Below are 21,288 nucleotides of genomic sequence, written 5' to 3'. Positions count from 1 at the left end.
GGGAGAGACGCGACGACATCCACGAAGCGTTCCTCGGCCTCGCCACGTGTCTGATCACCCACCGCCACGTCCAACGCCTTTGTTAGGACCTCTTAAGCCATTCGGCACGGTACCGCGACCCTGATATCGGGTATGTGCCCCTTAACCCCACGAAAGTGGACATCGGCTGGCCCGGGAGGTGATCGGCGTGATCGACACCGAAGGCGACTGCGCCGAGTGGACCTTTCCCGCGGAACCCGGCGCCGTGCGCGCCGCCCGTGCGGCGGTCCGCGAGAGGCTGCGCGACTGGGCCCTCGACGGCCTCGCCGACATCGCCGCCCTGCTGGTCAGCGAGCTGGTGACCAACTCGCTGCGGCACGCCACCGGCCCCATCGGCGTCCGCCTGGTCCGTCCGGAGAGCGCCGACGGAGTCCTCCTCGTGGAGGTCTCCGACCCGCTCCCCGACCCGCCCCGCGAACGTGTCGCCCGGCCCGAGGACGAGAGCGGCCGCGGACTGCAACTGGTCGCCTCTGCCGCCCGCCGCTGGGGTACCCGGCCCGGCGCGAAGGGCAAGACGGTCTGGTTCGAACTCGCGGTGCCGTGACTGACGGGCCGCACTGAAGGGAACCTGGTCGCGATGGAGAACGCCTGTACGACACCCCGTCCCCTGTCCAGCAGCTGGTTCAGGCCAGTGGCAGTTGTCGGCAGACGTGGTTCGACGTGGTGTCCGCTGGTTAGAAGACTGGAAGTGTTGTCGCAGCCCGGACCGAAAACCGTCGGGATCGTGCTGTGATCGTGAACACCGTGTTGTGCGGCGCCGTAGTGCTGGATACTGCGGGCAGCCGCCCCCGGTGACCGGTACCGGACGCGGTGAGCTGGAGGGGACGGTTCGCGTGAGCGAGATACCAGCGAAGGCCACGGAGTCGAAGGACCCGTCGGGCGGCGCGAGGACGGAGGCCGTGGATGATGCCGTGGCGCATCTCCGCTCCGGCGAGGCGCCCTTCGGCGATGCCATGTGGCAGAGCAGCCCGCCCGGCTCGATCTACGACTACATCAAGGTCGCGTCCTTCTCCATAGGCCCCGACGGCCTCGTCGACCAGTGGAGCCTGCGCGCGGAACAGCTCTTCGGCATCACCGCGAGCCGCGCCGTCGGCATGGACCCCATCGAGGCGTTCATCGACCCGGACCTGCACGAGCAGGGCCAGCGCAAGATGGCCGAGATCCTGGACGGCCGCGAGTGGACCGGCGTGGTCCCCTTCCGCGCCCCCGGCACGGCGGGCGGTGAGCCCGGCCGGGAGGGTCTCGCCGAGGTCTACGTCATGCCGACGCGGACCGAGGAGGGCGAGAGGGCCGCCGTCTGTATCGTCGTCGACGTGCGCACGCTGCGCAGCATCGAGACCGACCTGGCCGCCTCGCAGGCGATTTTCGGTCAATCACCTTTCGGTTTTCTGCTCATCGACCCCGACCTGCGGGTCCGCCGCGCCAACCAGCGGTTCGCCTCGCTCTTCGGCGGTTCTCCGGACGACCACCGGGGCAAAGGCGTCCACGACTACCTGCCCCGTCCCGAGGCCGAGCGGGTCACCGCGACCCTGCGCCGCGTCCTGGAGACCGGCGACTCCATCACGGACATGCACGTCACCGGCTTCCTGCCGGGCTCCGACGAGCGCCGCCACTGGTCGATCAACCTCTACCGCGTGCACAGCGGCTCCGGCCGCCCCATCGGCATCGCCTGGCTGGGAACCGACATCACCGCCCGCCGTGCCGCCGCCCGCGAGGCCGCCGCCGCCCGGCGCAATCTGGCCCTGCTCAACGAGGCCGGCGCCCGTATAGGCAACTCCCTGGACCTGGAGACCACGGCCCGCGAACTCCTCGACGTCGTCGTCCCCGGCTTCTGCGACCTGGCCACCGTCGACCTCTACCAGGGTCTCCTGGCCGGCGACGAGACCCCGCCCGGCCTCGCCGACGGCAGCGCCGAACTGCGCCGGGTCGCCTTCGCCAGCGCGGTCTCCGACGCCCCCTTCACCGGCTCCGGCGACCCCGTCGCGGTCGGCGCGGTCCACCACTACCCCTTCAACTCGCCCTGCGCGGACGCCCTGCGCACCGCACGCCCGCAGTACATCCCCGCCGAGGAGGGCGGCCTCGTCCAGTCCACGCTCGCCGTGCCGATGGTCGCCCACGACACCGTCGTAGGACTCGCGCAGTTCTCCCGGACGAAGGGCAGCGAGCCGTTCGGGGACCGGGACCGTGATCTCGCGGTGGAACTCGCGGCGCGGGCGGCCGTCTGCATCGACAACGCGCGTCTGTACCGGCGGGAGCACGAACGGGCCCTGATGCTCCAGCGGTCCCTGCTGCCGCCCGGCGACCCGGTGGCCGCCGGCCTGGACATCGCCTGTCGCTATCTGCCCGGCAACTCCTCCGCGGACCGGCCCAGCGAGGTCGGCGGCGACTGGTTCGACGTCATCGAACTGCCGGGTCACCGCACGGCGTTGGTCGTCGGGGACGTGATGGGCCGCGGTCTGCGCGCGGCCGTGGCCATGGGCGAACTGCGCTCGGCCGTCCGCACCCTGGCCCTGCTGGACCTCGAACCCGCCGAGGTGCTCAGCGCGTTGGACGAGATCGCCCGCGGTCTCGGCGCCCCCGGCGGAGTCCAGCAGGCCACCCGCGCGGCCCGTCGCCCCCGCGAGGCGGACCTCCTGGAGGTGTACCTCGCGACCTGCGTCTACGCCGTCTACGACTCCGTGACCCGCCGCTGCACCTTCGCCAACGCGGGCCACCTCCCGCCCGTCCTGGTCGAACCCGGCGAGGACGCGCTGATGCTCGACGTGCCGCCCGGCATGCCGCTCGGCGTCGGCGGTGAGCCCTTCGAGGAGGTCGAGGTCGAACTGCCCGAAGGCGCCCTGCTCGCGCTCTACACGGATGGACTGGTCGAAAGCCGCGATCACCCCCTCGACGAAGGGCTGCAGGCGTTCGTGGGAGCGCTGACCGATCCCTCCGCGCCCCTGGAGGACGTCTGCGACCACGTCCTCAACACCCTCGACACCCATCACGGCGAGGACGACATCGCCCTGCTGATGGCGCGGGTACAGGGTCTGCCCGCCGGATCCGTCGGCGACTGGACGCTGCCGCGCGAGCCCCGCAGCGTCGGCCGGGCCCGCGAGTACGCCCGCCGCCAGCTCCTCAGCTGGGACCTGGAGCCCCTGGTCGACACCACCGAACTCCTGGTCAGCGAACTGGTCACCAACGCCCTGCGCTACGGCGAGGGCGAGATCAGGCTCCGGCTGCTCCTGGACCGCACCCTGGTCTGCGAGGTCTGGGACTCGGGCCTCGTCCAGCCGCGCCGCCGCCGGGCCCGCGACACCGACGAGGGCGGCCGGGGCCTGCAACTCGTGGGTCTCCTCAGCGCGGCCTGGGGTTCCCGCCGCACACCGCGCGGCAAGACGGTGTGGTTCGAACTGCCGTTGCCGGACGGGGAGAACGGCATGGTGGACCCGGCGGAGGCATTGCTGAGCCTGTTCTAGGCGGGGTGCCCGCGCAGGCGTACGTCCCGTTCGGCGAGGTCGCGTGCCTCGCGGGCCAGGGCGTCCGCCTGCGGGGGATCGTCGGCGAGCAGCCGCTGAGCCGCCGACAGCAGGACGCGGGGCGCGGCACCGACCCCCTCGCGGTGGACGGTGACGCAGTCGTCCGCCGAAGCCACGGACTCCCGGGCGACCAGCAGCGCGGCGGCCCCGAGCACCCCGGAGCGACGGTCCGCGAGGGGAGCCGTCGCCCGCACGATCCGGCGCAGCACGTCGAGCGGGTCGTAGGGGTGGCCGGAGGTCAGTTCCTGTCGTACGGCGGCCAGGACCGTGTCGGCGTGCGGGAGCCGGGCGTGGGCGCCACCCCTGTGCGCGGTGCCGTCGCGGAAGGGGGCCAGTTCCGCCTCCGCGCCGGTGAGTGCGGGCGGGATCAGCCCGGCGGCCTGGGCGCGCGCCGCGTTCAGCCGGGTCACGGCCGTCACCAGCACGTCCGCCCGGGAGATCGCGGTCTCCGCCGCGCGAAGGTGCTGGACCGCCTCGTCCGCCTGGCCGGAGGCGGTGGCCTGGTGGGTCTGGTTGAGGTGGACGGTGGCGGTGACCAGGCTGTCCTTGGCCAGCTCGACGTACCCGGTGACGGAGTCGCCCACGTCCGGGGTCTCCGCCTCCGCCGTGCGGGCGGTCAGTTCACGGAAGCGGGTCTCGGCGGTCGTCAGGGCCCCGGCGGGGTCCCGGTCCAGCGCCCGCAGCGCTCGCAGGTTCTCCGCCTCCGCGGTCAGCCGCCGCGCGGCCTCCTCGCAGCGCCCCACGACTCCGGCGAGGGCATGCGCGCGGGCCGCCTCCTCCTGCGGCACGCCCTCGTCGTACCGCCGCCGTATCGCGCACGCGGCAGACAGCTCGGCCGTCGCCGCCTCGGCCGCGCGGGCGAACGGGGCCACCGCCTCGGGGCCGAACCCGGCCTCGGCGAAAGGGAGTTCCTCGCGGAAGTCCCGGAGGCGGTTGTCGGCGTCGACGAGTGCGGCACGGGAGCGGTCGTCGAGGTCGGCCGACGGGGGAGGGGTCGCGGGGGAGGGATACGCGCCGACGTGGGTCGTGCCGGGGGCGGCGGGTGTCGTACGGCTGCGGGTGCGGCGGATCCGTCGCAGGGAGCCGTACGCGGCGAGCGCCACCACCACGACGAGCACGGCCCCTGGCAGGACGAGGTCGGCGGCGGAGGAGTCGGCCTCCTGGGGCGCCGCGGCATTCGTACGCGCGCTCGCAACCGGAGCGTCGTCATTGATCGTCATCCATGGCAGCACCAGCCACACGACCGCGGTCACCGCGCCCAGCAGGGCATGGGCCACCCGCGCGGATATGTGCGAGCGGCTCCGCCGCGGTCGGCCCCGTACCAAGGATGACGTCACGTTTCGGAGCGTATGGGCCGGAATGCGGGGGCGCGAGCGGGGCGGGGCGGGCGGGTACGGCGAAGGGGACGGGGAGCGGATGACGGACGGGCAGAAGGCACAGGCCGACGGGGACGACGAGGGCGCGAAGGACGCACCGGCGCCGAGGCCGGGACGCCGCCGGTGGATCCGCCGGGGCGCCCTCGGGCTGGCCCTGGCCGTCCTGCTGCCCCTTCTCGCCGTCGCCGCCGCCCTCCGCCTCAACTACACCGGCGACCCCGCCGACGGCACCCGCACCCGCGGCAAGGACGCGATCTGGCTCGGCCACGCCTGGGTGGACGGCCGCAAGACCGACGCCGACGTCACCGCCCTCGCCCGCCGCCTCCGGGACACCGGCATCAGGGACCTGTACGTCCACGCGGGGCCCCTGGAGCACAACGGGACGCTGCCCGCATCGGCGTACCCGAGGGCGCGTTGGCTCATCGGCGCCGTGCACAGGGCGGCCCCCGGCATCCGCGTCCAGGCCTGGCTCGGCGACAAGCTCGCCACCGAGAGCCCCGACGGCCTGCACCTCGCGGACGCGGCCACCCGGGCCGCCGTCGTCCGGTCCACCCGCCAGATCCTCGCCGCCGGATTCGACGGCGCCCACTTCGACCTGGAGCCCCTGCACTCCGGCGACCAGAACTACCTCGACCTCCTCGACGCCCTCCACCAGGTCACCCGCGCCCGCAAAGTGCCCCTCTCCGTCGCCGCCCACCAGATCGACCCGCTGCCCGCCCTGCACTCCGTCGCGGGCACCTTCACCGAGCACCCCAAGTGGTGGTCGCAGGCGTACTTCGGGCAGGTCGCGCGCCGGGTCGACCAGATCGCGGTGATGTCGTACGACACGGCCCTGCCGTTGGACAGCCTGTACGGCGGTTACGTCGCCCAGCAGACCTCGCTGGCCCTGGAGGTCACCCCGGACTCCACCGACCTGCTGATGGGCCTGCCCTTCTACCGGGAGAACAACTTCGACCACTGGGCCTTCGCCGAGACCGTCCCCGCCGCCGTCCGGGGCGTCCGCCTCGGCCTCTCCCGCACGGACGCGAACCGCCCGAACTTCGGCGTCGCGCTGTATGTCGACTTCGCGGCGACGGAGGACGACTGGACGGCGTACGAGAAGGACTGGGTCCGCTAGAAAACCCCCTGCGCTCCGAGGCGCCGCACTGCGACGATCTGCCGAATGACCCCGACCCGCAGACACCTCACCCGCGACGACCTCGCCCCTCTCGCCCGCGCCGCGACCGGCCGGACCCTCGTCGCCGTCACGCGACTGCGCGGCGGCACCAGGAAGGGCGTCTACCGGCTCGCCCTCGACGACGGCACGACCGTCGTCGCCTACGTCTGGTCGGCGGACGAGGACTACTGGGACGCCGGCCCCTCCGACCCCCGCGACCCCTTCTCCGCCGGTACGAGCCTCGACGTCTTCACCGCCGCGCACGACCGGCTGGCCGCCGCCGGTGTCCGCACCCCTCGCCTCCTGTACGCCGACACCGCAATGGACGCCGTGGTCGTCGAGGACATGCGGGGCGGCAGCCTGGAGGCGGCCCTGGAGCGGGACCCGGTCGCCGGGCGCGCCGCCCTTGAGTAGCTCGCCAGTGAACTCAAGACCCTGCACGCCCAGCAGGGCGCCGCCTTCGGCAAGGTCGGGCTCGTCGACAACGGCGGTACCTCGACGGCGAGTTCGTGCGAGCAGCGCATCACCGCGGGCGCCCTGCGCCACATCGAGGAGGCCGCCGTCCGGGACGAGCGGATCGCCGGTGTGCGGGAGGAGCTCGAGGAGACCGTGCGACGGCTCGCCGCGGCCGTCAGGACCCGCGCCCGGCACACCCTCATCCACGGCGAACTCGGCGCCGACCACGTCCTGTTGGACGACCGGGGGCGGCCCGCCCTGATCGACGTCGAGGGCCTGATGTACTTCGACGTCGAGTGGGAGCACGTCTTCCTGCGGATCCGCTTCGGCCCGCGGCACTACGAGGTTCTGCGCGCGCCCGACCTGGACGAGGACCGGATGCGCCTCTACCGCCTCGCCATGCACGTGTCCCTGGTCGCGGGCCCGCTCCGGCTCATCGAGGGCGACTTCCCGAACCCGGAGTGGATGCGGGAGATCGCGGAATCCAACCTGGTCAGGGTGATGGAGCTCGTGGGACGATGATCGGTATGGATCGGGCCGACGGGCTGGGTCCTGTCGTGGCACCGGTCCAAGGTCCGGCGGCCGAGGCTGTCGGGTTTCGGGTCGCTGGCCTTCGCGGCCGCAACAGCCGTGTGGGGCGTGTTGGGCCCCATGGCGCGGTCACCGCACGGCTCGTCCGCGTACGTGGCGTGGACCGGCTGGATCCTGTTCGTGACGGGCGTGTTGATCCAGTTCCTGGCCCAGCGCCACGGCCGCGCTCCCGGGGACGCTACGAAGACCTCCTCCTGATCTTCGACCCCAGCCACACCAGCGGGTCGTACTTGCGGTCGACGGCCCGTTCCTTCAGGGGGATCAGCGCGTTGTCCGTGATCTTGATGCCCTCGGGGCAGACCTCCGTGCAGCACTTGGTGATGTTGCAGTAGCCGAGGCCGTGTTCGTCCTGGGCCGTCTTCTTGCGGTCCAGGCCGGACTCCTGCGCCGCGTCCAGCGGATGCATGTCCAACTCCGCCACCCGCATGAGGAACCGGGGGCCCGCGAACGCCGGTTTGTTCTCCTCGTGGTCACGGACGACATGGCAGGTGTCCTGGCACAGGAAGCACTCGATGCACTTGCGGAACTCCTGCGAGCGGTCCACGTCCTCCTGCATCATCCGGTACTCGCCGGGACCGAGGTCGGCGGGCGGCACGAACGCCGGGACCTCGCGCGCCTTCTGGTAGTTGAAGCCGACGTTCGTGACCAGGTCCCGGACGACCGGGAAGGCCCGCAGCGGAGTGACGGTGATTGTCTGCTCCTTGGTGAACACCGACATCCGGGTCATGCACAGCAGCCGGGGCCGCCCGTTGATCTCCGCCGAGCACGAACCGCACTTGCCCGCCTTGCAGTTCCAGCGGACGGCGAGATCGGGTGCCTGGGTGGCCTGGAGACGGTGGACGATGTCGAGGACGACCTCACCCTCGTTCACCTCGACCTCGAAGTCCTCCAGGTCACCGCCCTTCACATCACCCCGCCACACCTTGAAGTGGGCCGTGTAGCCGCTCATTCGTACAGCTCCTCTTCGGCGAGGTACTTGACCAGCTCCTCCTTGTCGAAGAGGGCGAGCAGGTCGGCGCGGATGGGGTCGGTGGTCTCACGGGTGAGGTCGATCTGGCCGCGGACCGGGTCCGTGGCCGCCAACCCGCCTGTCGGGTCGACGAGTTGGCACAGCAGGTTGACGCGGCGCCACTTGCGGTCCATCACCGGATGGTCCTCGCGGGTGTGTCCGCCGCGCGACTCGGTGCGTTCCAGGGCCGCCCGCGCCACGCACTCGCTGACCAGCAGCATGTTCCTGAGGTCCAGGGAGAGGTGCCAGCCCGGGTTGAACTGCCGGTGCCCCTCGACCCCGGCCCGCCGGGCCCGTACCCGCAGATCCGCGAGCTTCTCCAGCGCCTGCTCCATCTCGCCCTCGCGGCGGATGATGCCGACCAGGTCGTTCATGGCCTGCTGGAGTTCCTGATGCAGGGTGTACGGGTTCTCCGCGGGTCCCGCGGCGGGTTCCGTGCCCTCCGCCGAGAACGGCCGCAGGGCTTCGGCCGCCGCCGCGTCGACCTGGCCCTCGTCCACCGGTGGGCGGCTGTCGCTCAGGTCCGCCGCGTATTCGGCCGCGTGCAGACCCGCCCGGCGTCCGAACACCAGCAGGTCGGAGAGGGAGTTGCCGCCGAGGCGGTTCGAGCCGTGCATGCCGCCCGCGACCTCGCCGGCCGCGAACAGCCCCGGCACCCCGCGCGCCGCCGCCGTGTCGGACTCGACGGCGACACCGCCCATCACGTAGTGACAGGTCGGCCCGACCTCCATCGGCTCGGCCGTGATGTCGACGTCCGCCAGCTCCTTGAACTGGTGGTACATGGACGGCAGCCGGCGCCGGATGACCTCGGCGGGCATGCGCGTGGACACGTCCAGGAAGACCCCGCCGTGCGGGGAGCCCCGGTTCGCCTTCACCTCGGAGTTGATGGCCCGCGCCACCTCGTCACGCGGCAGGAGCTCCGGTGGCCGCCGGTTGTTGTCCGGGTCCTCGTACCAGCGGTCGCCCTCCTCCTCCGACTCGGCGTACTTCTCCTTGAAGACGTCGGGGACGTAGTCGAACATGAACCGCTTGCCCTCGGAGTTGCGCAGCACCCCGCCGTCGCCGCGCACCGACTCGGTGACGAGGATGCCCTTCACCGAGGGGGGCCAGACCATGCCGGTCGGGTGGAACTGCACGAACTCCATGTTCAGCAGGGGCGCGCCCGCGAGCAGCGCCAGCGCGTGCCCGTCGCCGGTGTACTCCCACGAGTTCGACGTCACCTTGAAGGACTTGCCGATGCCACCGGTGGCGATGACCACGGCGGGCGCTTCGAGGACGAAGAAACGGCCGGTCTCACGGTCGTAGGCGAAGACACCGGAGACGCGGCTGCCGTCTTTCAGGACCCGGGTGACCGTGCACTCCTGGTACACCTTCAGCCGCGACTCGTAGTCCCCGGTCTCGCGGTGGTCCTCCTGCTGCAGGGCCACGATCTTCTGCTGGAGGGTGCGGATCAGTTCGAGGCCGGTGCGGTCGCCGACGTGGGCGAGGCGCGGGTACTCGTGGCCGCCGAAGTTGCGCTGGGAGATCCGGCCGTCCTTCGTACGGTCGAACAGGGCGCCCCAGGTCTCCAGCTCCCAGACCCGGTCCGGGGCCTCCTGGGCGTGCAGTTCCGCCATCCGCCACTGGTTGAGGAACTTGCCGCCGCGCATGGTGTCGCGGAAGTGGACCTGCCAGCTGTCGTTGGAGTTGGCGTTGCCCATGCTGGCCGCGATGCCGCCCTCGGCCATCACGGTGTGCGCCTTGCCGAACAGCGACTTGCAGATCACGGCGGTACGGGCACCGCGCTCACGGGCCTCGATGGCGGCACGGAGACCGGCACCCCCGGCGCCCACCACGACGACGTCCCACTCCTGCCGGTCGACCACGGACATCAGAAAAACCTCGGATCATCGAAAGCGCCGGAGGCGACCAGGAACACGTAGAAGTCGGCGAGCGCCACGCTCACCAGCGACGCCCAGGCCAGCTGCATGTGCCGGGCGTTGAGCTTCCCGACGAACTGCCAGGCCCTGTAGCGCGCGGGGTGCTTGGAGAAGTGCTTGAGCTTGCCGCCGACGATGTGCCGACAGGAGTGGCAGGAGAGGGTGTACGCCCAGATCAGCGCGATGTTGACCAGGAACACGAGACTGCCGAGGCCCATGTGGCCCCACTCGTACTTCTCGTTGCGGAACGAGAGCACGGTGTCGTAGGTCAGGATGCAGGCGACCAGGATCGCCGCGTAGAAGAAGTACCGGTGGATGTTCTGCAGGACCAGCGGGAAGCGGGTCTCACCGGTGTACTTCTTGTGCGGCTCGGCCACCGCACAGGCCGGCGGGGACGCCCAGAAGCCCCGGTAGTAGGCCTTGCGGTAGTAGTAGCAGGTCAGCCGGAAGCCGAGCGGGAAGATCAGGATGATGATCGCGGGCGAGATGCCCCACCAGCCGCCGAAAATCTCCCAGTTGGGGCCGTGGCGCATGGTCTCGCAGCGCTCGGCGAGACAGGGCGAGTAGAACGGCGAGACATACGGGGCCGCGTAGTAGTCCGTGTCGGCGAAGGCCCGCCACGTCGAGTACACGATGAAGGCGAGCAGCCCGGCAGCGGTGGCCGCCGGCGCCAGCCACCAGCGGTCGGTGCGCAGATGCGGGGCGTCGATCGCGGCGCGCGTACCGGTGCGTACGCCGCCGCGCGCGGTATGGGATTCGGTGTCGGGCGGTTCCGTACCAGTGGCCAACTCTTGACTCCGGTCGGGTTCAGGGGGCTCGGCGGTCGCGGGCCCCCAGACCCTCGTCGTCCGAGTCCGTCCACAGGCTGTTGTCGTACGGGGTGTCCGAGATGGAGACCAGGTCGGGGCGCCGGGCTTTGGCGAGTTCCGGGTCGGTCTCCCTGAGCAGCGCGAGGCTCTCGCGCAGCCGGTCGGCGTCCATCCGGACGCGGCGCATCTCCAGTCCACCGCTGCCCAACTGCTGCTCCAGGCGCTTGACGTACCGGAGCACTTCGTCGAGCGAGCGCTGAGCCGATGCCAGTTCGTCGTTCACGGACATGACGTGACCTCACTTCCGCGGGCGCGGTCGCCCTGGGCAGGAACGGTCATGCGCCTGAGAGTGTTGCGCGTCACACCTGCCGCGTGGAAGGGGTGTGCACGGATTGCCTCCAGCGGTGGGCGGATGCGTGCGGGTGAGCCGGGGGCGCGCGTCCCCGGGGGTTGCGCCCCCAGCCCGCCCTTCGTCCCCGGACCCCCTTCGGCCCCAGGGACTCGTCCTCGGACGCCGGGCGGGCTGAAGAACATTGGGCCGCCCGGGTGGGCTTTCCCGTCGCTCACGCCGTGTCGCCCTCCGCTGCCGAACCCTTTCCTCTTCAGTATCGGCATACATCTGATCAACTCCATATACCGCCAAACGTGATCAAAACCTGGCGGCGCACTCTCGGAGGTAACCGGCATGTCCCACGACGGCGTCGGACTGCGCGCGGTCATGCGCTCGGTCGCCTTCCTCACCGCGGGTGCGCTCGCGGTGCCCGCGCTCGCCGGGTGCAGTACCGAGGAGAGGGCGAGCAAGCCCCTCGCGGAGCAGGACATCGCACCCGCCCCCCGCGACCTGGTCGCCGACGGAGGCACCCTGCACTGGGCCACGGACGCGGTGCCGGAGACCCTCAACACGTTCCAGTCGGACGCGGACGCGACCACCACCACCGTCGCCCAGGCGGTCCTGCCGTCGATGTACCGGCTCGACGCCGACGGACGGCCGCAGGCCGACCTCGACTACCTGGAGTCGGCGAAGGTCGTCGAGACCGAGCCGAAGCAGGTCGTGCTGTACAAGCTGAACCAGCAGGCCGTGTGGAGCGACGGCCGCGAGATCGGCGCCGCCGACTTCGCCGCCCAGTGGCGCGCCCTGTCCGGCAAGGACTCCGCGTACTGGACGGCCCGCAACGCCGGTTACGACCGCATCGAGAAGATCCAGCGCGGGGCCAACGACCTGGAGGTCCGGGTCACCTTCGCACGGCCGTACGCCGACTGGCGTTCGCTGTTCTCGCCGCTGTACCCCAAGGACGTCATGGGCACCCCGGACTCCTTCAACGACTCCGCCCGCAAGAAGCTCAAGGTCACCGCCGGTCCCTTCAAGGTGAAGAAGGTCGACCGCAAGGGCGACGAGGTCGTCCTCACCCGCAGTCCGCGCTGGTGGGGCCACCCCGCCAAGCTGGACGAGATCGTGCTGCGCGCCGTGCCGCGCGACAAGCGGGCCGCCGCGCTGGCCGCCGGCGAGATCGACCTCGCCGAGATCGACCCCGAGGCCCTCGGACGCATCAGCCTTGCCGGACGCGCGGGCGCCAAGGCCGGCAGCACCCCGCTCGCCGGTCCGGGCGGTCTCCCGGCCCACGGCCCCGGCAGCAACCTGGGCGCCTCCGACGCGCTGCGCTCCTGGGCCGTCGCCCACGGGGACGACGAAGAGGCCGCCGACGACGAGATCAGCGCCCGCGAGAAGGAGCGCAGGACGGTCGCCGCGTACGAGCGCGAGCAGACGGCCCTGAAGGGCTTCGAGGTCCGCAGGTCGCTGGAGCCCGCCTACACCCAGCTCGCCCTCAACGGCGCCTCGGGTCCCCTCACCGACGAGCGGGTCCGCCGGGCCGTGGCCCGCGCCCTCGACCGCAAGGCGCTGGCCGGCGTCGTCCTCACCCCGCTCGGACTGCCCGCCGTACCCGTCGGCAGCCACCTCGCGCTCTCGGGCCAGGACGCCTACGCCGACAACAGCGGCGCGCTCGGCGGCCAGGACACCAAGGAGGCGTCGGCGCTGCTGGCCGACGCCGGCTGGGTGCCCGGGGGACCGGTGGAGAAGAAGGAGAAGAAGGCCGCCGGCGCCAAGGGCAAGAAGACCGACAAGGCCCACAAGGCGAGCAAGGCAGACAAGGACTCCGAGGACGGGGACGGCACGTACATCGTCGGGGAGGACGACAAGAGCGACGACAAGGACCCCAAGGACCACGCGAAGAAGAGCGACGGCGGCTCGCGGCGCCTCGCGCCGGACGGCAAGCAGTACGCCGACAAGCTGAAGCAGGGCGGGGCGCCGGCGGGGGCGTACGCGCCCAAGGGCACGCCCGCTCCGGCGGGTGCGGCGGCGAAGGTGCTGGCCAAGGACGGCAAGGCGCTGACCCTGCGGTTCGTGCTGCCGTCGGGCCCGGGGTCCGGGACGCTGCGGACCGTGGCCGGGCGGATCGCCTCGATGCTGGAGAAGATCGGCATCCGGACCGAGATCTCCAAGGTGTCCGACGAGAGCTACTTCAAGGACCACATCGCGTCCGGGCAGTACGACCTCGCGCTGTACTCCTGGCCCGCGTCCGCCTTCCCCGCCACCGACGCCCGCCCCATCTTCGCCAAACCGGTGCCGGCCGCGGACGGATCGCTGAACGTGGAGCAGAACTACACCCGGGTCGGTACGGACCAGGTGGACCAGCTCTTCGACCAGGCCCTCACCACGCTGGACGAGGGGGAGAGCCGGGGCCTGATCCGCAAGGCCGACTCCCGGATCTGGGCCGCCGCCGGGTCCATCCCGCTGTACCAGCGGCCCCAGCTGACAGCCGCGAAGAAGAACCTGGTGAACGCGGGTGCCTTCGGGTTCCAGACGCCGGTCTACGAGGACATGGGCTTCCTGGAGAAGGGCGCCAAGGCCCCCGCCGGGCCCGCGGGGGACTGAGCCCGGCGAGCCCCGGGTGCACGGGCAACGTACGATGGGGTAAGGCCGTGGCGTGTTCAGCCCGGCAGGGTCCGCGTAACACAGAAGTACGCGTCGGCCTTCCTCACACTCCAGGAGTACGCCTTCATGGCCACGCGCCACGACATCCGCAACGTCGCCATCGTCGCCCACGTCGACCACGGCAAGACGACCCTCGTCGACGCCATGCTGAAGCAGGCCGGTGCCTTCGCAGCGCACGCCGCCGAGTCGCTCGACGACCGAATGATGGACTCGAACGACCTGGAGCGTGAGAAGGGCATCACGATCCTGGCCAAGAACACGGCGGTCAAGTACCACCCCAAGGATGGCAGCGATGTCATCACCATCAACATCATCGACACCCCCGGCCACGCCGACTTCGGCGGTGAGGTCGAGCGCGGCCTGTCGATGGTGGACGCGGTGGTGCTGCTCGTCGACGCCTCCGAGGGCCCGCTGCCGCAGACCCGCTTCGTGCTGCGCAAGGCGCTCCAGCAGCGGCTGCCCGTCATCCTGTGCATCAACAAGACGGACCGGCCCGACTCCCGTATCGACGAGGTCGTCAACGAGACCTACGACCTCTTCCTCGACCTGGACGCCGACGAGGAGCAGATCGAGTTCCCGATCGTCTACGCGTGTGCGCGTGCCGGTGTCGCCTCGCTGACCAAGCCGGAGAACGGCACGGTCCCGGCCGACAGCGACAGCCTGGAGCCGTTCTTCACCACGATCCTGTCGCACGTCCCGGCCCCGCAGTACGACGAGGAGGCCCCGCTCCAGGCGCACGTCACCAACCTGGACGCGGACAACTTCCTCGGCCGTATCGCGCTGCTCCGCGTCGAGGAGGGCGAGCTCCGCAAGGGCCAGACCGTCACCTGGATCAAGCGCGACGGCACGATGTCCAACGTCCGCATCACCGAGCTGCTGATGACCGAGGCGCTCACCCGCAAGCCCGCCGAGAAGGCCGGCCCCGGTGACATCTGTGCCGTCGCCGGTATCCCGGACATCATGATCGGCGAGACCCTCGCCGACCCCGAGAACCCGATTCCGCTCCCGCTGATCACGGTCGACGAGCCCGCGATCTCCATGACCATCGGTACCAACACCTCGCCGCTGGTCGGCCGTGGCGGCACCGGCAAGGGCGCCGAGAACAAGGCGGCCGTCAAGGACCGCAAGGTGACCGCGCGTCAGGTCAAGGACCGTCTCGACCGTGAGCTGATCGGTAACGTCTCGCTGCGCGTCCTGGACACCGAGCGCCCGGACGCCTGGGAGGTGCAGGGCCGTGGTGAGCTGGCGCTGGCCATCCTGGTCGAGCAGATGCGCCGCGAGGGCTTCGAGCTGACCATCGGCAAGCCGCAGGTCGTCACCAAGGTGGTCGACGGCAAGGTCTACGAGCCGGTCGAGCGCATGACGATCGACGTGCCCGAGGAGCACATGGGCGCGGTCACACAGCTCATGGGCGTCCGCAAGGGCCGGATGGACAACATGTCCAACCACGGCTCGGGCTGGGTCCGCCTGGAGTTCGTCGTTCCCTCCCGCGGTCTCATCGGCTTCCGTACGGAGTTCCTGACCGGCACGCGCGGCACGGGCATCGCCCACTCCATCCACGAGGGCCACGAGCCGTGGTTCGGCGTGCTGACGACCCGTAACAACGGCTCGCTGGTCGCCGACCGCTCGGGTGCCGTCACCGCCTTCGCGATGACGAACCTCCAGGAGCGCGGCGTGCTGTTCACCGACCCCGGCACCGAGGTGTACGAGGGCATGATCGTCGGCGAGAACTCGCGCTCCGACGACATGGACGTGAACATCACCAAGGAGAAGAAGCTCACCAACATGCGCTCGGCCGCCGCCGACTCGTTCGAGGCGATCGTGCCGCCGCGCAAGCTCTCCCTGGAGCAGTCCCTGGAGTTCTGCCGCGACGACGAGTGCGTCGAGGTGACCCCGGAGGCGGTGCGCATCCGCAAGGTCAAGCTGGACGGCCGCGAGCGCGCCCGCGCCGCGAGCCGCGCCAAGCACGGCTGATCCCACCGCCGGCGACAGTCGACCGCCCGGTTCTTCGACTCCTGAGGAACCGGGCCTTCGGCCTGCCCACAGAAGCCTGTCCGTGACCTATGTGTGACCGTCCGGTAATCGGTAATCCATCCGTCGTGTTTCGGACATGTGAACGGAAATCCATTCCGGTATGTCCGTTTTGACGGTCTGTCGTCTCGCGTGTCAAGCGCGACCAGGTGTCAATCTTTGCAATTTTTCCTCAAAATATGGTCGGTAGGGAGATCCCTATGCCTTCCGCCCTTGACGCGCGTTGAACACTTTGGCGACAGTTCCCCCAAACCACAGAACCTGCCGGTATCTGTGCTGCGCACAGCTCTCCAACCCCCCGGGGGAAGTACACACATGACCAGTCCAGTCGCCTTGGACCCCGAGCTCGAGACGGACGCCGCGCCTGTCAAGGGCGAGCAGAAGCTCGAGGGTCGTTCTCCCGGCCAGCTGATGTGGCAGCGCTTCAAGCGTGACCGTACCGGTGTCATCTGCGCCGTGGTAGTGATTTTGTACTTCGTCGTCTCGCTGCTCGCGCCGCTGCTGACCAAGCTGAGCGGGACCGACCCGTACACGTTGTACGGGCAGGACCCGACCTACGCGGACAAGCCCATCCTGGACCAGTTCGGTCTTCCCCTGGGCTACTTCGGCGGCGTCTCGGGAGACCACTGGTTCGGTGTGGAGCCGCAGTACGGCCGTGACCTGTTCGCCATGCTCATGTACGGCATGCGGACGTCGCTGTTCATGGCACTCGGTGTGACGGTCCTGCTGATGGCCACGGGCGTGATCATCGGTCTGATCGGCGGGTACTTCGGTGGTCGTACCGACTACTGGATCGGTCGGGTCACCGACTTCTTCCTGTCCTTCCCCCAGCAGCTCTTCTTCATCGCCTTCATGCCCGTGGTCACCGCGTTCTTCGTCGACCCGCGGGAGGAGACCCCCACGTACTTCCGCGCACTGGCGATGCTGATCGTGCTGTGGCTGCTGGGCTGGATGAGCATGGCGCGCCTGGTCCGCTCCACCGTGCTGTCCCTGCGTGAGAGGGAGTTCGTCGAGGCCGCCAAGGTCTCCGGCGCCTCCCCGGCGCGGATCGTCCGCAAGGAGATCCTGCCGAACGTGGTGACGCCGATCCTGGTGCAGTTCACGTACTCCCTGCCCAGCACCATCCTCACCATCGCCTTCCTCTCGTTCGCCGGAGTCGGTTTCGTCGAGCCGACACCGGACTGGGGACGACTGTTCGCCGCCGCTGCCAACTACACCGAGCAGGACCCGGCGTTCCTCTTCTTCCCCGGCACGGCGCTGGTGATCTTCGTCCTGGCCTTCAATCTCCTCGGAGACTCGGTCCGGGACGCTTTCGACCCCAAGTCCGGGCGGTAACTCGTCCATTGGTGGGGGGTGACTGCCGCCCCCGCGTCGGCCTACCAGCCGCGTCAGGCAGTACTCATGGATAACAACCGACAGGTAGGTATTCGCCTCATGAAGCCCATCAGCTCGCGCAGAGCGCGCGCCGTAATCGTCGCCCTTGCAGCCGGTTCGCTGGCTCTCACGGCCTGCTCCAAGAACGAGGGCGGCGACTCCGGCACCGACTCGAAGAAGGACCAGAGCGAAGCCTCGGTCCAGTCGAAGGCGGTCACCTACGCCGACGCCGCGGGGTCGACGGGTCCTGCCGAGGACGTCACGGGCGCCAAGGCCGGCGGCACGATCAACGTCTACCAGGAGGCGGGCCTCTCGCACCTGGACCCGGGCCAGATCTACGTCTCCGACGCCGGTCAGGTCGCCAACCTGCTGTTCCGTCGCCTGACCCAGTTCAAGGAGGACGGCAAGGGCGGCGTCTCGGTCGTCGGTGACCTCGCGACCGACTCGGGCAAGTCCTCGGACGGCGGCAAGACCTGGACCTTCACGCTGAAGGACGGCATCAAGGACCAGAACGGCAACGCGATCACGTCCGCCGACGTCCGCCACACCGTCGAGCGTCAGTACGCGAGCTTCATCTTCGACGGCCCGACCTACCTGCAGACCTGGCTGAGCGGCGCGGAGTACCGCAAGGCGCTCCCGGACGGCGGCTTCGGCAAGAAGCACCTGCCGGCCTCGGTCCTGGACACCCCGGACGACAAGACGGTCGTCTTCCACTTCGACACCGCGCGCCCCGACCTGCCGCAGACCATGGCCATGGCCGGTTACGCCATCGTCCCGGCGAAGACGGACACCAAGGCGGCGTACGACAAGGCTCCGGTCGCCACCGGCCCGTACAAGATCGTCTCGAACAAGGTCGGCAAGGAACTCGTCCTCCAGAAGAACACCAACTGGGACCCGAAGACCGACTCCGTCCGCCACCAGTACGCGAACGGCTTCGACTTCCAGTTCGGCGTCACCGAGTCGACCCAGACCAAGCGTCTGATCGCCGACCAGGGCGAGGACAAGAACGCCATCCAGCTCACCGGCGCCGTCGAGGCCACGCAGATCCAGGACGTCATCGGTAACCCGGCCGTCAACAAGCGCACGGTCAAGGGCTACCAGCCCTACGTCATGCAGCTGACCTTCAACCTGAGCCGCGTGAAGGACCTCAAGGTCCGCCAGGCCATCACCTACGCGGTCAACTCCAAGTCGCTCATCGCCGGTGAGGGCGGTGCCTACGGCGGCGACGTCGCGCCGAACTACTTCGCCCCGACCCTGCCGGGCTACGAGGCGAGCTACGACCCGTACGGCCGTCTGAAGGCGCCGCAGGGCAACATCGCGAAGGCCAAGGAGATCCTCAAGGGCGTTCCGGCGGCCGAGAAGAAGGTCGTCTTCGCCTACTCCAACAGCGAGGCCGGCCAGAAGCGCAAGGTCGCCATCGAGGACGCCCTCACCAAGGTCGGCTTCGACGTGGTGGCCAAGGAGGTCGACTCCGCGAGCTACTACGAGCAGATCGGCAAGCTCAACAACCCGTACGACATCTACATCACGGGTTGGGGCCAGGACTGGCCGTCCGCGGGCACGGTGATCACGCCCATCTACGACGGTACCCAGGTCGCCGACGGTTCCTCGAACTACTCCCACGTCAAGGACCCCAAGGTCGACGCCCTGATCAAGCAGGCCCTCTCCGAGGACCCGACCGCGGCTGCCAAGACCTGGAAGGAAGCCCAGCACTACCTGCTGGAGAAGGTCCTCCCGGCCGCCCCGCTCTGGTACACCAAGCAGTTCCAGCTCTCCGGGTCGAACATCGGCGGTGCCCGCTACGGCTCGGTGTCCAGCCTCATCGACATCACCCGCCTCTACGTGAAGTCGTAACTCTCTACGGCTGATCGCGGGGGTGCGCACCAGGCGGAGCGCACCCCCGCACCTCCGTGAAACCTCCCACCGTCTCCGCAGAGAGCAGCCCTCCCGCCATGTTTCAGTTCATCCTCCGGCGCACGGTCGGTGCCCTGGTCACCCTGTTCCTCATCGGCGCCGCCACGTTCTTCCTGTTCGTCGCCGCGCCCTCCGACTACGCCTCCCTGGCCTGTGGCAAGGACTGCTCGCCCGCGAGACTGGAGGACATCCGCCAGGCACTCGGCCTCAACCTGCCCATCCATCAGCAGTTCTGGGACTTCATGTCCGGGATCGTGATGGGCCGCGACTACCCGACCGGGCACTGCAACGCACCCTGCCTCGGCCAGTCGTTCTACTCGGGCGACATGGTCTGGTCGACGATCATGGACCGCTTCCCGACGACCCTTACACTCACCGCGGGCGGCGCGATCGTCTTCGTCATCGTCGGTGTCGGCGCCGGCATGATCTCCGCTTACAGGCGCGGCACACTGGTCGACAGGGTCGCCACCGGCGTGTCCATGGTGCTCAGTTCGTTCCAGATCTACGTGCTCGGTCCGATCGTCCTGCTGATCTTCGTCTACAGCACGGGCTGGATGGACAACCCCGCGTACCACCCGATCACCGAGAACCCCTGGCGGTGGTTCACCGGACTGCTGCTGCCCACGCTGGTGATGGCGACCATCTTCACCGCGCAGTACACGCGTATGGCGCGCTCCTCGATGATCGAGCAGCTCGCGGAGGAGCACGTCCGCACCGCCCGCGCCAAGGGCATGTCGAACAGGTACGTGTTCTTCCGCTACGCCTGGCGCGGTTCGATGATCCCGATCGTCACGGTCCTCGGCATCGACATCAGCGCGATGCTCGGCGGCGCCGTGGTCACCGAGCTGACGTTCTCGCTCCAGGGGATCGGCCGTCTCGCAGTGGACGGCGCGGTCCACAAGGACCTGCCGCTCACCATGGGTGTCATGCTGTTCGGTGCCTTCTTCATCCTGATCGTCAACATCCTCACCGACATCGCGTACGCCTACATCGACCCGCGCGTCCGGCTCTCCTAGGAAGAACGAACCACCGTGACCACACTGACCAAGACCGAGGACGCGCCGGCCCCGACCGGTCCGGAGAGCTTCCTCTCGGTGCGTGATCTGAAGGTGCAGTTCTCCACCGAGGACGGCATCGTCAAGGCGGTCGACGGCCTCTCCTTCGACGTCGAGCGCGGCAAGACCCTGGGCATCGTCGGCGAGTCCGGCTCCGGGAAGTCCGTCACCAACCTGACGATCCTGGGCCTGCACAACCCCCGCACCAGCACCGTCGACGGCGAGATCGTCCTCGACGGCAAGGAGCTGGTCACGGCCACGGAGCGGGAGCTGGAGCAGCTCCGCGGCAACAAGATGGCCATGATCTTCCAGGACCCGCTGACCGCGCTGTCGCCGTTCTACACGGTGGGCCGTCAGCTGGCCGAGCCGTTCATGAAGCACCGGGGCGCCTCCAAGAAGGAGGCCAGGGACCGTGCCGTCGAGTTGCTGGAGAAGGTCGGCATCCCGCAGCCCAAGCAGCGGTTCGACGACTACCCGCACCAGTTCTCCGGCGGTATGCGCCAGCGCGCGATGATCGCCATGGCGCTGATGTGCGACCCCGACCTGCTGATCGCCGACGAGCCGACCACCGCGCTGGACGTCACCGTGCAGGCCCAGATCCTGGACCTGCTCAAGGACCTCCAGCAGGAGTTCGGCTCCGCGATCATCTTCATCACGCACGACCTCGGCGTCATCTCGAACATGGCCGACGACCTGCTGGTGATGTACGCGGGCCGGGCCGTGGAGCGCGGCTCCGTCCGAGAGGTCCTGGGCGAGCCCAAGCACCCCTACACCTGGGGTCTGCTGAGCTCCATGCCCCGCCTGGACGGCGACATCAACGAGGCGCTGGAGCCGATCCCCGGCTCGCCGCCCTCGCTGCTCAACCCGCCCTCCGGCTGCCCGTTCCACCCGCGGTGCGCCTTCAAGGACGAGGTGCCGGGCACGCTGTGCACCGACTCCCGCCCGCCGCTCGGCGAGGGGCGCGCCTCCGCGTGCCACCTGACCGCCGAGCAGAAGCAGTCCATCTTCATCGACAAGATCCAGCCCCGGCTGCGCTAGGGAGATCCGAG

The 21,288-nt window shown here is 69.7% G+C and carries 17 protein-coding genes; 12 read left to right on the top strand and 5 right to left on the bottom strand.

Annotation, left to right across the window (positions count from 1 at the left end; translation table 11 throughout):
- Window positions 1–178 precede the first annotated feature (178 nt).
- Both ACZ48Z_RS30920 and ACZ48Z_RS30915 read left to right on the top strand, forming a co-directional pair.
- On the top strand, window positions 179–583 hold the full coding sequence (locus tag ACZ48Z_RS30920; protein ID WP_468739172.1) for an ATP-binding protein: 405 nt from the start codon (window positions 179–181) through the stop codon (window positions 581–583).
- Between the two features lie 289 nt (window positions 584–872).
- Complete coding sequence (locus ACZ48Z_RS30915) at window positions 873–3,497, top strand: SpoIIE family protein phosphatase (RefSeq protein ID WP_468739171.1); 2,625 nt, start codon at window positions 873–875, stop codon at window positions 3,495–3,497.
- On the opposite strand, the gene ACZ48Z_RS30910 is transcribed toward ACZ48Z_RS30915, so the two are convergent.
- Complete coding sequence (locus ACZ48Z_RS30910; RefSeq protein WP_468739170.1) at window positions 3,494–4,894, bottom strand: hypothetical protein; 1,401 nt, start codon at window positions 4,892–4,894, stop codon at window positions 3,494–3,496. The two genes, ACZ48Z_RS30915 and ACZ48Z_RS30910, sit on opposite strands and share 4 nt — an antisense overlap.
- Window positions 4,895–4,973: 79 nt before the next feature.
- Here ACZ48Z_RS30910 and ACZ48Z_RS30905 point away from each other — a divergent pair, with 79 nt between their 5' ends.
- The 4 genes from ACZ48Z_RS30905 to ACZ48Z_RS30890 all read left to right on the top strand — a co-directional run bounded on the left by ACZ48Z_RS30905 (window position 4,974) and on the right by ACZ48Z_RS30890 (window position 7,334).
- The gene (locus ACZ48Z_RS30905) at window positions 4,974–6,050 is read left to right on the top strand and encodes a glycoside hydrolase family 18 protein (RefSeq protein WP_468739169.1); all 1,077 of its coding nucleotides are present in this window, start codon (window positions 4,974–4,976) and stop codon (window positions 6,048–6,050) included.
- A 45-nt stretch (window positions 6,051–6,095) separates the two neighbouring features.
- Complete coding sequence (locus ACZ48Z_RS30900; protein ID WP_468739168.1) at window positions 6,096–6,503, top strand: hypothetical protein; 408 nt, start codon at window positions 6,096–6,098, stop codon at window positions 6,501–6,503.
- Between the two features lie 21 nt (window positions 6,504–6,524).
- On the top strand, window positions 6,525–7,067 hold the full coding sequence (locus ACZ48Z_RS30895) for a phosphotransferase family protein (protein WP_468739179.1): 543 nt from the start codon (window positions 6,525–6,527) through the stop codon (window positions 7,065–7,067).
- Between the two features lie 129 nt (window positions 7,068–7,196).
- Window positions 7,197–7,334, top strand: a complete 138-nt coding sequence (locus ACZ48Z_RS30890; RefSeq protein ID WP_468739167.1) for a hypothetical protein — start codon at window positions 7,197–7,199, stop codon at window positions 7,332–7,334.
- On the opposite strand, the gene ACZ48Z_RS30885 is transcribed toward ACZ48Z_RS30890, so the two are convergent.
- The 4 genes from ACZ48Z_RS30885 to ACZ48Z_RS30870 are packed head-to-tail and all read right to left on the bottom strand — an operon-like array spanning window position 7,315 to window position 11,162.
- Window positions 7,315–8,085, bottom strand: coding sequence for a succinate dehydrogenase/fumarate reductase iron-sulfur subunit (locus ACZ48Z_RS30885; RefSeq protein WP_468739166.1), 771 nt, complete (start codon window positions 8,083–8,085; stop codon window positions 7,315–7,317). The genes ACZ48Z_RS30890 and ACZ48Z_RS30885 overlap by 20 nt on opposite strands.
- Window positions 8,082–10,016, bottom strand: a complete 1,935-nt coding sequence (locus tag ACZ48Z_RS30880) for a fumarate reductase/succinate dehydrogenase flavoprotein subunit (RefSeq protein WP_468739165.1) — start codon at window positions 10,014–10,016, stop codon at window positions 8,082–8,084. The genes ACZ48Z_RS30885 and ACZ48Z_RS30880 overlap by 4 nt, the downstream gene beginning before the upstream one ends.
- Complete coding sequence (locus ACZ48Z_RS30875; protein WP_468739164.1) at window positions 10,016–10,852, bottom strand: hypothetical protein; 837 nt, start codon at window positions 10,850–10,852, stop codon at window positions 10,016–10,018. Before ACZ48Z_RS30875 ends, ACZ48Z_RS30880 begins: the two co-directional genes overlap by 1 nt.
- A gap of 19 nt (window positions 10,853–10,871) precedes the next feature.
- Complete coding sequence (locus tag ACZ48Z_RS30870; protein WP_468739163.1) at window positions 10,872–11,162, bottom strand: hypothetical protein; 291 nt, start codon at window positions 11,160–11,162, stop codon at window positions 10,872–10,874.
- Window positions 11,163–11,558: 396 nt separating this feature from the next.
- On the opposite strand from ACZ48Z_RS30870, the gene ACZ48Z_RS30865 reads away from it, so the two are divergent.
- The 6 genes from ACZ48Z_RS30865 (at window position 11,559) to ACZ48Z_RS30840 (ending at window position 21,277) form a co-directional block, all read left to right on the top strand.
- Window positions 11,559–13,805: an ABC transporter family substrate-binding protein gene (locus ACZ48Z_RS30865; protein ID WP_468739162.1), complete on the top strand. Its 2,247-nt coding sequence runs from the start codon at window positions 11,559–11,561 to the stop codon at window positions 13,803–13,805.
- 126 nt (window positions 13,806–13,931) lie between these two features.
- Window positions 13,932–15,839 carry a translational GTPase TypA gene (gene typA / locus ACZ48Z_RS30860; RefSeq protein WP_468739161.1) on the top strand — a complete coding sequence of 636 codons (1,908 nt, stop codon included), beginning with the start codon at window positions 13,932–13,934 and terminating at the stop codon, window positions 15,837–15,839.
- Window positions 15,840–16,211: 372 nt separating this feature from the next.
- Window positions 16,212–17,231, top strand: a complete 1,020-nt coding sequence (locus tag ACZ48Z_RS30855; RefSeq protein ID WP_468739160.1) for an ABC transporter permease — start codon at window positions 16,212–16,214, stop codon at window positions 17,229–17,231.
- Between the two features lie 99 nt (window positions 17,232–17,330).
- Window positions 17,331–19,124: an ABC transporter substrate-binding protein gene (locus tag ACZ48Z_RS30850; RefSeq protein WP_468739159.1), complete on the top strand. Its 1,794-nt coding sequence runs from the start codon at window positions 17,331–17,333 to the stop codon at window positions 19,122–19,124.
- Between the two features lie 98 nt (window positions 19,125–19,222).
- Window positions 19,223–20,200 (top strand): ABC transporter permease, encoded by a 978-nt coding sequence (locus ACZ48Z_RS30845; protein ID WP_468739158.1) that lies wholly within the window; start codon window positions 19,223–19,225, stop codon window positions 20,198–20,200.
- 15 nt (window positions 20,201–20,215) lie between these two features.
- Window positions 20,216–21,277: an ABC transporter ATP-binding protein gene (locus ACZ48Z_RS30840; protein WP_468739157.1), complete on the top strand. Its 1,062-nt coding sequence runs from the start codon at window positions 20,216–20,218 to the stop codon at window positions 21,275–21,277.
- Window positions 21,278–21,288 lie beyond the last annotated feature (11 nt).

Source organism: Streptomyces sp. NPDC031225, from assembly GCF_055570355.1.
The sequence above is the reverse complement of the archived record's forward strand: the minus strand, read 5'-3'. Positions and strand labels throughout refer to the sequence as shown.